This is a genomic window from Pseudomonas sp. NFACC04-2 (genome assembly GCF_900119265.1).
Taxonomy (GTDB): Bacteria; Pseudomonadota; Gammaproteobacteria; order Pseudomonadales; family Pseudomonadaceae; genus Aquipseudomonas; species Aquipseudomonas fluorescens_AA.
The window spans coordinates 54,392-67,353 of sequence record NZ_FPJC01000012.1 but is presented as its reverse complement, the minus strand read 5'-3'; the positions used below and the strand labels follow the sequence as shown (position 1 = coordinate 67,353).

At 61.0% G+C, this 12,962-nt stretch carries 10 protein-coding genes; 5 read left to right on the top strand and 5 right to left on the bottom strand.

Features of this window, described 5'->3' with window-relative positions; all coding sequences use genetic code 11:
- The first annotated feature begins 25 nt into the window (after positions 1–25).
- Genes BT125_RS17130 through BT125_RS29565 form a run of 3 tightly spaced genes read left to right on the top strand, consistent with a single transcriptional unit; the run spans position 26 to position 1,639 of the window.
- The gene (locus tag BT125_RS17130) at positions 26–694 is read left to right on the top strand and encodes a class I SAM-dependent methyltransferase (protein ID WP_072408675.1); all 669 of its coding nucleotides are present in this window, start codon (positions 26–28) and stop codon (positions 692–694) included.
- Between the two features lie 4 nt (positions 695–698).
- Positions 699–1,409 carry a lipopolysaccharide kinase InaA family protein gene (locus BT125_RS17125; RefSeq protein ID WP_072408673.1) on the top strand — a complete coding sequence of 237 codons (711 nt, stop codon included), beginning with the start codon at positions 699–701 and terminating at the stop codon, positions 1,407–1,409.
- Between the two features lie 2 nt (positions 1,410–1,411).
- Positions 1,412–1,639, top strand: a complete 228-nt coding sequence (locus tag BT125_RS29565; protein WP_072408671.1) for a hypothetical protein — start codon at positions 1,412–1,414, stop codon at positions 1,637–1,639.
- Positions 1,640–1,857: 218 nt separating this feature from the next.
- Here the strand turns inward: BT125_RS29565 and BT125_RS17115 are convergent, their stop codons facing one another.
- From BT125_RS17115 to BT125_RS17095, 5 genes are all read right to left on the bottom strand, one after another.
- Positions 1,858–4,884, bottom strand: a complete 3,027-nt coding sequence (locus BT125_RS17115; protein ID WP_072408669.1) for a multidrug efflux RND transporter permease subunit — start codon at positions 4,882–4,884, stop codon at positions 1,858–1,860.
- 13 nt (positions 4,885–4,897) lie between these two features.
- On the bottom strand, positions 4,898–6,046 hold the full coding sequence (locus tag BT125_RS17110; protein ID WP_072408667.1) for an efflux RND transporter periplasmic adaptor subunit: 1,149 nt from the start codon (positions 6,044–6,046) through the stop codon (positions 4,898–4,900).
- 155 nt (positions 6,047–6,201) lie between these two features.
- Positions 6,202–7,299 carry a DUF1513 domain-containing protein gene (locus tag BT125_RS17105; RefSeq protein ID WP_072408665.1) on the bottom strand — a complete coding sequence of 366 codons (1,098 nt, stop codon included), beginning with the start codon at positions 7,297–7,299 and terminating at the stop codon, positions 6,202–6,204.
- Between the two features lie 2 nt (positions 7,300–7,301).
- On the bottom strand, positions 7,302–8,366 hold the full coding sequence (locus tag BT125_RS17100; protein WP_072408663.1) for an imelysin family protein: 1,065 nt from the start codon (positions 8,364–8,366) through the stop codon (positions 7,302–7,304).
- Between the two features lie 28 nt (positions 8,367–8,394).
- On the bottom strand, positions 8,395–9,822 hold the full coding sequence (locus BT125_RS17095; RefSeq protein WP_072408661.1) for a di-heme oxidoreductase family protein: 1,428 nt from the start codon (positions 9,820–9,822) through the stop codon (positions 8,395–8,397).
- 265 nt (positions 9,823–10,087) lie between these two features.
- On the opposite strand from BT125_RS17095, the gene BT125_RS17090 reads away from it, so the two are divergent.
- On the top strand, positions 10,088–12,778 hold the full coding sequence (locus BT125_RS17090; RefSeq protein ID WP_072408660.1) for a hypothetical protein: 2,691 nt from the start codon (positions 10,088–10,090) through the stop codon (positions 12,776–12,778).
- Positions 12,775–12,924, top strand: coding sequence for a hypothetical protein (locus BT125_RS29455; protein WP_170866846.1), 150 nt, complete (start codon positions 12,775–12,777; stop codon positions 12,922–12,924). The genes BT125_RS17090 and BT125_RS29455 overlap by 4 nt, the downstream gene beginning before the upstream one ends.
- Positions 12,925–12,962 lie beyond the last annotated feature (38 nt).

Below are 12,962 nucleotides of genomic sequence, written 5' to 3'. Positions count from 1 at the left end.
CCGATCAGTCATCGAGGCCCACCTTATGTCCAAACCCATCAAGCTGGAATTTTCTGAAAAATACGACGAGCAGCACGCCAGGGAATATTTTCATAAGCATCGCCGTGGCTTGAGTCGCCGCCTTTCCAACCAGCGAGACCAACAACTGGCCCGGCGTGCATTGGCCCTCGTCGGGGACCCCGGCCTGGTCCTGGACCTGCCTTGCGGTGCCGGGCGCTTCTGGTCTTTGTTGGCCGAAAAACCGAACCGAGTCATCATCGGCGCGGACAATTCCGAGGCCATGCTCAGTACTGCATTGGAGGCTCAACCGACCGATGTGGTGAAACGGGTACGGCCCTTGCACACTTCTGCGTTCGACATTGCCTTGCCTGATAACGCCGTCGACAGTATTTTTTGTATGCGTTTGTTGCATCACATCGGTGAACCCGCGCACCGACTGGCGATTCTGAAGGAATTCGAGCGTGTCAGCCGCGACAGCGTGATTGTTTCATTGTGGGTTGATGGCAATTTCAAGGCCTGGAAACGCAAGCGTCTGGAGCGCAACCGTGGGCAGAAAGACTACCAGAATCGATTTGTGTTACCGACGGATACAGTAGAAGAAGAGTTTCGGCAGGCTGGGTTTCGCATTCAGGAACGGCTGGATTTCCTACCGCTCTATGCCATGTGGCGAGTTTATGTATTACGCAAGAGGTAACAGCATGGTTGTGCAGGCAGTAGAGACCACTGGCATTTCCCGCAACAGCTTCGAACATTTTTGGAACCAGCAAGGTGAGTGGGTGGAAGAACCCAACGTGCGACGTGGCGGTGAAAGCGGCGTGCAGCGGATCAACAGCAACGACGGCGACCTGTTGTATGCCAAGCGTCAAACGGGGCACATTTATCGCAGTTGGTTGCATCCGCTCGGTCGACCGACCGTGCTGCGTGAGCAAGACGCGCTGCTGGCGTTGACCCAGTTGGATGTCCGCGTGCCCGAGTTGATCTTTTGTGGTGCCCAGCGTGACCCCGTCCACAAGTGGCGTGCGTTGTTAGTGACCCATGCGCTGGATGGCTTCGAGGAGATCGAGCATTGGTATGCCGGAGGCGGACGTGAGCGCCATGGCGAAGCGGTGCATGATCAAATCCTCCAGGCCCTGGCTGAGAACCTGGCCCGCATGCACAAGGGCCGTTGGCAGCATGGCTGCCTCTACATCAAGCATGTTTTTGTGCGGGTGACAGGGGAGGGCGAAGCGGTCAAGGCCGAAGTGGCCCTGCTGGATCTGGAGAAGTGTCGCCAGCGCCTGACTGCCCGGCGTGCGGCCTCCCATGACCTGAAGCAACTGCGGCGCCATTCGTCGTTCAGCGATGCTGATTGGAAAAAACTCGTCTACTTTTATGAGGCGGCGTTTGGCAGCGCTATCAAAGGTTTATAGCCATGAAACTAGAAATTGCTAGAGGTTTGTTTTTAGTCGGAGCCCTGGCAGTTGCGTCGATGGCGGTGGCTGTATGGGAACAGCCACGCTCGCAGATCCTCAGTGCGTCCAGTGCGGGTGCGCATTGTCCCCTGCCGCGTGTGGCAAAGGCGAGCGAGGCGATCCGACCGGACGATGATCTGCTGCTGTTCATGTTCAGCCTGTCCCAAGGGATGAGGCCTCAGAGTTGAACATCACGAAGCCCAAAAGGCCTCGCCTGTGCGAGGCCTTTTTTTGCCGCAATCTCCAGTCGAGCATAAAACCTGTGGCGAGGGAGCTTGCTCCCGCTGGACCGCGAAGCGGTCCCCATCGATTGGTCAGGTAGCCTTGGCGCATTGACGGCTGCTTCGCAGCCGAGCGGGAGCAAGCTCCCTCGTCACAAAAACCATCCAGTTCCCTTCTGGCTGCCTCAGGGTTTATCGGGCCTGGCCAGCAGTGTGTAGACGCAGGGCAGCACAAACAGGGTGAACAAGGTGCCAATCGACATGCCCGTGGCGATCACCGTGCCGATGTCGAAGCGGCTCACCGCCCCGGCGCCTGTGGCGAAGATGAGCGGCACCATGCCGAACACCATCGCCGCGGTGGTCATCAGCACCGGTCGCAGACGAATCGACGCGGCTTGTTCCACGGCTTCGCGCGGCGACAGGTTCTGTTCCCTACGCAACTGGTTGGCGAACTCGACAATCAGGATCCCGTGCTTGCTGATCAGACCGATCAGCGTCACCAGGCCCACCTGGGTATAGATGTTCATGCTCGACCAGCCGAGGAACAGCGGAATCAGAGCACCGCAAATGGACAACGGCACGGTCACCAGGATCACCAGCGGGTCCCGGAAGCTTTCGAACTGCGCGGCCAACACCAGGAAGATAATCGCCAAGGCCAGGGCAAAGGTCACCCACAGCGCGCTGCCCTCCTGTACGAATTGGCGTGAAGCCCCGGCGTAATCGAAGGCGAACCCCACCGGCGCTTCCTCCCGGGCGATCTGGCGGACGGTCTCGATGGCCTCGCCCATGCTCACGATGGGAAAGCCTGAAATCGTCACCGCATTGAGCTGCTGGAACTGGTTCAGTTGTCGCGGTCGCGCCCGGTCGCTGACCTTGATCAGGGTCGATAGCGGTAGCGATTCACCCTTGGCATTTTTCACGTAGTAGTTGTTCAGCCAGTCCGGGTTGTCCCGGAACGGCCGCTCGACCTGGGCGATGACCTTGTAGCTGCGGCCTTCGAGGGTGAAGCGATTGATCTCTGATTCGCCCAGCAGCGTCGCCAGGGTACCGCCCAGGTCCTGCATGGAAACGCCCATTTGGGCAGCCTTGGCGCGATCGATATCCACCACGACTTCTGGCTTGTCGAACGCAAGGTCAATGTCCATGAAGGCGAACTTGCCGGATTCCAATGCGCGCTTTTTGACCCGGTCGGCAACCTCCAGCAGCGTTGCATAGTCCTTCGGAGAGTTGATCACGAACGCGAACGGCAAGCCTTCGCCGGTGCCCGGCAGCGAGGGCAGGTTGAAGCCGAAGATCTGCAAGCCAGGCACGCTTTCCAGCTTGGCCTGGACCTCGGGCAGGATTTCCATCTGGGTGCGGTCGCGTTCGTTCCAGGGCTTGAGCAGGAAGCCGCCGATGCCCGACTGCACGCCGTTATAGCCGTTGATCTGGAACGAGGAGTAGTACTCCGGGAACTCCTTGAAAATGGTAATGAAGTGATCGGTATAGGTGTTCAGGTAGTCGAGGTTGGTGGGCTGCGGGGCGTTGGCCATCATGAAGATGATGCCCTGGTCCTCGTCGGGGGCCAGTTCGGACTTGCTGAACATGACCAGCACCGGGATCAGCAGCAGCACGATCACCGCGAACACCAGCACCACCGGCCGGGTGTTGAGCGTGCCATGGAGCATGCGCTGGTAACGGCTCTTCAAGCGTTCGAAGAGCATGTCCAGCCGATGGGCCAGCCCCGAGGGGTTCTCATCGTGGCGCAGGAGCAGGGCGCACATCATGGGCGACAGGGTCAAGGCGACGATCCCGGAGATAACCACCGCCCCCGCCAGGGTCAAGGCGAACTCCTTGAACAAGGCGCCCGTCAGGCCCTCGAGCAGGCCGATGGGTGCATACACCGCCGCCAGGGTGATGGTCATCGAGACCACCGGCATGGCGATTTCCCGGGCACCTTCTATCGCGGCATCGAACGGGGTCTTGCCTTCCTCGATGTGCCGGTGAATGTTCTCCACCACCACGATGGCGTCGTCCACCACCAGGCCGATGGCGAGCACCATGGCCAGCAGCGTCAGCAGGTTCATCGAGTAGCCCATTAGCTGCATGAAGAACATCACGCCGATCATCGACAGCGGGATGGTCACCACCGGGATGACCACCGAACGCAGGGCGCCGAGGAACAGGAACACCACGACGATGACGATCAGCACCGCCTCGAACAGGGTTTTCACCACCTCGTCGAGGGAAGCCTGGATGAACAGCGTGGCGTCGTAGGCGATCTCGGCCTTGAGGTTGGTCGGGAGTTGCGCCTCCATCTCCGGCATGATCTTGCGCACTTCCTTGATCACATCCAGCGGGTTCGCGCCCGGCGTGGCCTTGATCCCGATGTACACCGAAGGCGTGCCACCAAAGGAGCTGATGGTGTCGTAGTTCTCGGCGCCCATTTCCACGCGGGCCACGTCCCGCAACAACACGCGGCTGTCGCCGTCGGTCTTGAGCGGGATCGCGGCGAAGGCCTCGGCGGACTTGAGTTCGGTGTTGGCGTTGATACTGGTGACGACGTATTCGCCTTTCACTTCACCGGCGGCGGAGAGGAAGTTGTGTTGGCGCACGGCATTGGTCACGTCGGCGGCGGTCAGGCCGAAGCCGGCGAGCTTGACCGGGTCCAGCCACAGGCGCATGGCGAAGACCTGGTTGCCGAGGATTTCCGCCTCGGCCATGCCGGGCAGTGTCGCCAATTTGGGCTGGATCACCCGTGACAGGTAATCGGTGATCTGCGGGTTGTTCAGTTCCTTGCTGAAGAAGCTGATGTACATCAGTGCCGAGGCATCGGCGGCCTCGCGGCTCAGGACCGGGTCTTCGGCGTCCTGGGGCAGTTGGTTCTTGACCTCGTTGGCCTTGGCCAACAGTTCGGTAAAGAGCCGGTCGCTGTTGGAACCAATGCGGGCGTAGACCGAAATCACCGAGAAATTCTGGCGACTGACCGAGGTCATGTAGTCGATGCCCTCGGCACTGGCCAGGCTCTGCTGCATCGGTTGGGTGATGTAGCCCTGGATGGTCTCGGCGTTGGCCCCGGGGTAGGCCGTGGTCACCGTGATCAGGGCGTTTTCCATTTGTGGATACTGACGCAGGGGCAGCTTGCTCCAGGCCTGGAAGCCCAGCAGTACGATCAACAGGCTGACCACGGTGGCGAGCACCGGGCGGCGGATGAACGGATCGGTAAAAGCCATGGGGGTTCCTTGATCAGTCCGCGCGCGGCGGGCTGTTCTGTTCGGTCAGGGTCTTGTCGTCGCTGATGGCGATCGGCGTACCGTTATCGAGCTTGATCTGGCCGGCGATCACGACTTGTTCGCCGCTCTGCACGCCTTTGGAAACCAGCACCTGCCCGTCGCGTCGCTCTCCGGTTTCAACGAAACGCCGTTCGGCGATCAGGACCGGCTGGCCCTTGTCGTCTTTCTCGACAGTGCCATCGGCGGCTTTCTTCTGCGTGACCACGTACATGGAGTTGCCGTAGAGGGTGTAGGTCACGGCGCTTTCCGGCACGACGATTCCGGCGGCCACTTCCGGCAGGATCACCTGCAGGTTGGCGAACATACCGGGCAGCAGCTTGCCGTCGGGGTTGGCCAAGGTGGCGCGCACCAGCACGTTGCGGGTGCTGTCCTCGACCTTGGGGTTGATTGCGCTGATGGTGCCTACGAAGGTCTGCCCAGGGTAGGCCGAGACGCTGACGTTGACCGGCTGGGAAACGGCAAGCCGGGGCACGCTTTGTTCAGGGACGTAGAAGTCCACATACAGGCTGCTGAGGTCTTGCAGGGTGGCAATCACCGTGCCGCTGGCCAGGTAGTCGCCGACATCCACCTGGCGAATGCCGATGGTGCCGCTGAACGGCGCCAGGATGTGTTTCTTGGCCAGCGAGGCCTTGAGCTGGTTGACCGTGGCCTGGTTCTTCTTCAGTTGCGCCGAGAGCCGGTCGAATTCGCCTTTGGAGATCGCCTGGCTGCCCACCAGCTGTCGTCCGCGACCGAAATCCACTTGCGACAGGCCCAGGTCGGCCTCGGCGGTTTCCAGCAGGGCGCTTTCGACTTCGCTGTCCAGCTGCAGGAGTGGCTGACCGACCTTGACCTTTTGCCCGGACTGGAACTGCACCTTCTGCACGGTCCCGGCGATTTCCAGGCTCAGGTCCACCCCTTGCAGCGCCTTCAGACTGCCAACGGTGGGTAGGCGAGCCTGCCAGGGTTGCTGGGCGGCCGTGGCCACGGCGACGCTGACCGGAGGTTTTGGCGCAGAGAACGCCTGGATCTGCTGGTAAACGGAGAAGGCCTTGTAGCCGGCGAGCAACAGCACTACCAGCAGGACAACACCCAACATGATCAGCATGCGGCGTCGCAGCATGTTCCACTTCCTTGGAAAAGAACTGAGAGAAAATACAGATAGGCGGGCACATTACTCCGAGTGTGCGGGCTATTCCAGATGTTGGCGGGCCGGTGGTGCGTGGGACTTTTCCGAAAAATCAGGAAGCTCGGCGCCGATGGGCTTCGCTCCCTTGCTCAAGCCAGATGCAAATGGTTGTCCCAGAGCCCTGACGGCAGATCCAGCGGTTTTGCAACCAGTTGTGTCTGACGGCAATCGTAATAGCGGCATCGCCCTTGGCCCGACGTCACGACAAAACCGTCGGCCACCGCACCCACGCCGGCACAGTCCGGCAGGGGCGCATCCAGGCGTACCTGGCCACTGTCCAGGTCCCAGATGAAGAAACGATTGCCGCGCGGGGCGGTGAGGGCCACCAGGCGCAGGTCGCTGTGCACAGCGACGCTGGCGGTGTAGTGCCCCATGGCCTGCAATTGTTCTTCGGGCACCGGGAACGCCTGGAACGGTTGGCCCGGCCGTTTGATCGCCACCAGTTCCGACGATTCGTGGGCGGCGCCCATGAACTGTTGGCCGGAGACGATGGTGCCGTCACTGGCGATGCCCAAGTGGCGCACGCTGTTCATCGATTGGGCGAGGGTCTCCTTGCTCAGCAGGGTGCCATCGCGTTGCATCAGCACCAGGCTTGGCTCCATGGCGTCGAGGTTCATTTCGACCCGGCTTTCGGCCTCGGTGCGAATGCCGCCATTGGCCACCACCAGCGTCTCGCCATCGGGCATCCAGGACACCTGGTGAGGACCGATGCCATGGGTGGGTATCTCGCCGCTGTGCACCAGCCGCTCGCCTTCGAAACGGTACACACCCAACAGGCCACGCCCCGGGTCGGTGGTGTCGTTCTCGGTGGTGTACAGCCATTCGCCGCTGTTATGGATGACCGCGTGGCCGTAGAAATGCCGGTTCGGCAACGAGGCGATGGTTTGCAGCAGCGCCCCGTCGCGCAGGTCGATCAGGTAGCTTTCGGTGCCTGGGCGACGGGCGACGAACAGCGCAATCGGTTGCGTCGGGTGATGGATGATGTCATGGCAGCGTTGGCCGACCTGGGTGGCGAACACCCGCGTGCCGTCCAGTCGATAGCCGACGGCGTAATGCCTGCCGTCGCCATCGTCCCGTGCCGAAAGCAAGAGTGGGTGCTTGTCCTTTTGCTTGAACAGCGTCCAGCCGCCCAGGGTGACGGCGCCGAGCAGCAAGCTGCCCAGTGCCAGGACCTGACGTCGAAACATGATCAGTCACCGTCGTTGGCATTGAAGCCCAGTTGGATGCCCAGCGCCTTGGCCAGTTCGCCTTCGTGCAGGCGATGGACGACGTTGAGGCTGTCGTACAAATCGTTGAGTTGCTGGCGCCCGGCATCGTCGTTGAGCATTTCGGTCAACGAGCGCTGGCTGCTGGCGAACAGTTTCAAGGAGGCATCGTAGGCGGCGTCGATCTTGTCCGCCAACGGTTTCTGATCGCTTGGCAGCAGGCCGCGCAGGCCCTTGTTGTCCACGCCGGCCCAGACGGTCCTGGCCGCGCTCAGGCTGGCTTCCAGCCCTTGCAACGACGACTGGCTGCGCCAGGCATCGGCCTGGAATGGCTGAGGTACGCCCTTGCTCTGGCGGCCCATGGGCGTGCCGAGTTTTTTCTTCAACGTGTCCAGGGCCGTGACCTGCACGCGCAGCAAATCGGCGATGGCTTCATGGGAGTCGGCGTAGCGCTGGTTGGGGAACTTGCTCATCTGGGCGAGCATGCCGTCGTTGGCATTCCAGCCCGACAGGATCTCTTCGGCCAGTTGTTTCTGGCGTTCGCCGATGGCAGTGAGCAGCGGGCAGTACTTGGCTTTCTGGGCACTGTCGGCCATGTCGATTTTCGCGTCGAACAGCAGGTATTCGTAGGCCGAGAGCCCTTGTACGACCACGCTGGACTTGGCCAGGCCGGCGGCGTCGATCTGCGGCTGGCTGTTGACCAATTGCTCAACCTGACGGCCCACCAGGTTTTTCTTGTCCGGCCAGAACTGCACCTGCCAGGCGCGGTTGCCCTCGGCCAGCGGGCCGATCAACAGGGGTTGCAACTCGGCCCAGGCTTTTTGCGCCTTGAGGAAGTCGGCGCGGGCGGTGTCCAGGTTTTCCTTGCCTTGGCAGAACGCCAGCGCGCTGGTCGCCAGTTGCCGGTCGGCCTCGACCCAGCGGCTGTAGGTCGGCAGGATCACCTGCTTGGCGATGGCAGCCGAGGTGACGGCTTGCGGGTCCTGGGGCGAGCAGGCACCGAGGGCGAGGGCGGCGAGGCTGGTGAACAACAGCTTGGGACGGAACATGTCAGGCTCCCATTTCTGGAAAGGGCATTTATAGGGAATTCAGAAAGGCCAGCAACGCAGCGCGTTGCTCGGCATTGAACGCTAAAACCTGTCGCTGCGCCGCTTGTGCTTCGCCGCCATGCCACAGCACGGCTTCGAGCAGGTCCCGGGCACGACCGTCGTGCAGGAACTGAGTGTGGCCGTTGACGGTTTCGGTCAGGCCAATGCCCCACAGCGGCGGGGTGCGCCAGTCACGGCCGCTGGCCTTGAATTCGCTGCGGTTGTCGGCCAGGCCTTCGCCCATGTCGTGCAGCAGCAGGTCGGTGTAGGGGCGGATGACCTGGTTCGCCAGCTCCGGTTCGGCAGCGTGGGCGGACGTGGTGTATTTCGGCGTGTGGCAAGACTGGCAACCGGCCTGGAAAAACAGATTCTTGCCCGCCAATACCTGGGGAGAATTCACCTCGCGACGGGCCGGCACGGCGAGGTTGCGGCTGTAGAACAACACCAGTCGCAGGATGTTGTCACTGACTTCTGGCTCGCCGTCCGGGCCGTTGCCACTGGGGGCGCGCTTGCAATCGACCTGGGTCTCGGTGCAATCGTCGAAGGGCCGCAGGCTCGTCGTCAGGCCCATGTCGCCGGAGAACGCATGGACGTTCTGTTGGTTGAGGTTGGGCTGTCCGGCTTTCCAGCCAAACCGTCCAAGTACGGTTTTCTGTTGGGCATCGTCCCAAACCTGGTTGGGACGACCGGCAATGCCGTTGTTTTCCCGCGCCTGGGTCTCGGCGTTGGCCAGGATGGCTTCGTCGGGGATCGCCTCCAGCAACCCCAGCCCGATCATAGGCGGAGCGACACGGGCGGAAAAACGCGTGTCCGGGTGCATCGGCCCATAGGCCAATTGGGTGATGTGCAGGTTGGGCTTGCGCAGCTCCACGACGGTGCCGTCCTTGAAGCGCACCGGGACGGGGCTGTAGTCGACCCGGACTTTGCCTTCGGGAGCGACACCGGGGACGGACATGTCCTGCAACTGCCCACCGTAAACCGGTTCCGGCACGACCCCCAGTTGTTCGATGACCTTAGCGTAGGGCGGCGCATCGGGAATCGACAGGCGCACCAGCATCGATACCGCGCTGGCGGCATCCGGCGCTGGCGGATGACCGCGACCGTCCTTGATGTGGCAGTTCTGGCAGGCGTTGGTGTTGAACAACGGGCCGAGGCCGTCCCGGGCGGTGGTGGTCGAGGGGGCGATCACCCACGGGCTGCGGAAGAAACTGTTGCCGACGCTGAAGTCCACCCGCCTCGAGGGCGGCAGGTTGGCCGAGGGCAGGGAAAAGGCGTTCTGATCGCTCTTGCGAACCGTCGCCGCGCCACCGGAGCGGGCTTCACCCGGTTCGGCCTGGGTAAAACGCGGAGCGTCATCGCAGGCACTCAGGCCCAGGGCCATGAACAGTGCACATAAACGAAGAGGCAACGACGGCATCGGGCGACCTGGGGAGAGGTGAAAAGAGGGCGCAAAGTCTAACAGGGCCGGGCAGTTTGAATAAGAGGAATTATCGTTTGGTTTGTGGGTATCGCTTTAATCAGGGTGACGCAAACGTTGCTTGCTCAAGGCTTGATTCCAGTGGCCAGGCATTCTCTGTCTCAACCGTTCGTCTGCAGTCACTTCTTACCTGTAAGTTCTGACAGTAGCCAGTCCCTCGTATCCGAGGTGTGATATCTCCTCAGAATTTAAGGGGGCATGTCTCATGACTGACTCATCGATCACCGTCGATCAAACGGTGCTGATGCTGTACCCGCCCAGGCTGCCCCGCGCGACGATGCCCGTGCAGGGCGCCGATTACGGTGTGCCCAAGCACGTTTATGACCTCGAACCCATGGGATGCACGGTGGAGGTGGGCCCCTATTTGGGGCAGGACGTAGGTGACACGGTATCTATTAACCTGAATGGCGAGCTGGCGCTGGATAGCGGTCAGACTCAAGGTCTCGATGACATGGTCACGCTGTACATCCCGCACGGCAAATTGTTACCAGGGATCGTCAATCGGCTGACTTATACCGTGACACGTGCCGGTGCGAATTTTGGGACTTCGGAGCCACCGCTGGAGATTTTGTACAACAGTATCCGTCCCGGCATCGAGGACGTGACGCCTGGCGATAATGCGCACTCCGAACTGGAGCTGATACTGCCGGACGAAATCAAGAACGGCGTGGGGCCAGGTTTCACCCGGGCGACGGTGTGCGTGGCGTACCCGTATTGCCGCGCCTACGACCGCATCCGGCTCAATTGCAACGGCCGCGACGTGTATCACACCGTCGATGTCTCCCAGGCCCCCGCGCCGCCCGCGCATGGCTCGGCGACCCCCACCCGGGTGTGCTTCGAAGTGACCAGCGCCGACCTGCGCGACGATCCTGAATTCAGGTTTTCCTTCACGGTTAACGATCAGCTCAACAACTCTCCGGACCCCGACGCCCCTTGGTCGGCGGTGCAGACGGTGGACGTGGACCAGGCCGGTGTCCGATTGCCGCAACCAATCCCACGGGAAATTGCCAGTGATGCGGGCGACGATCCAAGCACCATTGATCTCGAAAAGCTGGGAGCCAACCCATTGTTGTTGATCGTCCTGACCGGTGAATCGCGTTTCCTGCCAGGGGACACGGTGGAGGCGACCTATGTCGCGAAGGTCGCGGGCCAGCCGGATGTCGTGGTCCTGGCCACGGGCACGGTTGAAACTGATGAATTCGGGCAGAAAAAGGCCTGTGTCCTGACGATTCCAAACGACAAGGTCATCCCGGGCAGTACGGTGCAAGCGTCCTATAGGTTGCTCAGAAACACGGTGCTGGTAGGCACCTCAAAAATCGCCAGGGCCACCGTCATCGGGGAGGGAGGGCTGAACCTGCCTCCGCCCAGGGTCAAGGAAGCGCCTGGCAACAGCCTCGACCCGGTTGATGCAAAAGACACGTTGACTGTAGTGGTGCGCTATGACGGCATGTTGCCCACCGATCTGCTAAGCGTGACTTGGGCCGGTACGGCCGGCGCCGGTTCCCACACCACCGACGCAGAGGAGGTCGGTACTGTTGGCGACAAAGAGGTGCCGATTCCGGTCGCGGTCCTGGCCTTCAATTTGGGCAAGACGGTGACGGTAAGCTATACCGTCACCCGTAATGACCGAGCGACCACCACCCCCTCCGATCCGCTCCTGCTCAACGTGCGGGACATCGCCCAGAGCGATCTGCCGACGCCGCTGATTCCCGAAGCGGCCAATGACGGCGCCGGACCTGAGCTTGACCTGGCCAGTTACGCGGGTGACGCCAATGTGACGGTGGTGCCCTGGCCGCTCATTGCCATTGACCAGAAGGTATGGCTTTACTGCGAAGGCACCAAGACTGACGGGGCGAGGCATATGATCACCTTGCAAACCGCCACAAGCCTGACGGCGGATGAAGTGAGGATCGGACTGTCCAGACCGGTTCCCCAAGGTCAACTGCAACTATTGCGCGACCGCTCTGACCTGAACGTCGTGCTGCAGGTGACGTTCAATAAAGCCCCGGATATCACCGAGGCCATCAGCTTTCCCCTGCGCACTTACTCGATCAGGTCCGTGGTGCTGGAAACACCGCTCATTACCTCGGTCAAGGATCCCAGCGACACCCCGATCTCCGATAACGGCTACTCCCTCTCGACCACCGTGATGCTGACCGGCGAAGCAACGCCCAACACGAAAGTCGAAATTTTCGATAATGATGAATACAAAAAGACGGTCGAGGTCGATACCAATGGCTTATGGGGTGACACTCTGAGCGGGCTCGCCATAGGGGGGCATAGTTTCACCGCCCGGGCGATCCTCCGTAGTAATCCAGTGTCGCCGCCCTGGAGGATTACGGTGGTGGAGCGTCTGACTGTCGACCCCGCGGACGGTCTTCTCAACGGGCTGCATGTCAGAACTACTGCTATACCGCCAAATCCACCCACTAACGCGTTCGTGGAACGAGTACCGTCAGGTGGTCTCGCACCCTACTACTACACATCCAGCAATCCCGCTGTTGCCGAGGTTGCTTCAGAAGCGCATCCGCGGGTCATATCGAGGGGGCGGGGCACCGCTACGATAACTGTGCGCGACTCATCCGGTCAAAGTGGCTCCTATCGAGTCATCGTTGCCAATGTCTGGTTAGCCAGCAGGGTCAATCCTACTCGAGGAACGTTTGGGGATAGTTGGTACTACGCACAGCTTCGGGGTGGGACCCTTCCCATGTTATCGGTGTGGGGCATGCTTTTGCTGGCTTATAACGGCAATGCTGGTTTTGGCGGGGATCGGGCCTGGTCTGCCGATGTTGTGGATGCCGGGCGGCGGTGGTGCGTTATACCTGACAAGTTCAACGATCAAATCGCGGTGTACGAATATGATCATGCAAGTGCAATTATGGTCGTGGAGACATGAAAGTCCGTTCATTGAAGAACGGTAATTATCTGATCGCTCGTGCGTTGATGCCTTGGGTCGCCATCGTTGTGAAGGTGGCGACACTTCGCAAAACCGAAGACCTGCCAATCCTGACCCTCTCCCTCACCCGCTGCGTTTCACGGTAGGAGCGAGTTCGTCATGATCAATATGGGACACCATGTCA

Excerpts from the sequence above, each read along its gene's own strand:
- BT125_RS17130 (WP_072408675.1), top strand. The coding sequence starts at position 26 with ATGTCCAAACCCATCAAGCTGGAATTTTCTGAAAAATACGACGAGCAG.
- BT125_RS17125 (WP_072408673.1), top strand. The coding sequence starts at position 699 with ATGGTTGTGCAGGCAGTAGAGACCACTGGCATTTCCCGCAACAGCTTC.
- BT125_RS29565 (WP_072408671.1), top strand. The coding sequence starts at position 1,412 with ATGAAACTAGAAATTGCTAGAGGTTTGTTTTTAGTCGGAGCCCTGGCA.
- BT125_RS17115 (WP_072408669.1), bottom strand. The coding sequence starts at position 4,884 with ATGGCTTTTACCGATCCGTTCATCCGCCGCCCGGTGCTCGCCACCGTG.
- BT125_RS17110 (WP_072408667.1), bottom strand. The coding sequence starts at position 6,046 with ATGCTGCGACGCCGCATGCTGATCATGTTGGGTGTTGTCCTGCTGGTA.
- BT125_RS17105 (WP_072408665.1), bottom strand. The coding sequence starts at position 7,299 with ATGTTTCGACGTCAGGTCCTGGCACTGGGCAGCTTGCTGCTCGGCGCC.
- BT125_RS17100 (WP_072408663.1), bottom strand. The coding sequence starts at position 8,366 with ATGTTCCGTCCCAAGCTGTTGTTCACCAGCCTCGCCGCCCTCGCCCTC.
- BT125_RS17095 (WP_072408661.1), bottom strand. The coding sequence starts at position 9,822 with ATGCCGTCGTTGCCTCTTCGTTTATGTGCACTGTTCATGGCCCTGGGC.
- BT125_RS17090 (WP_072408660.1), top strand. The coding sequence starts at position 10,088 with ATGACTGACTCATCGATCACCGTCGATCAAACGGTGCTGATGCTGTAC.
- BT125_RS29455 (WP_170866846.1), top strand. The coding sequence starts at position 12,775 with ATGAAAGTCCGTTCATTGAAGAACGGTAATTATCTGATCGCTCGTGCG.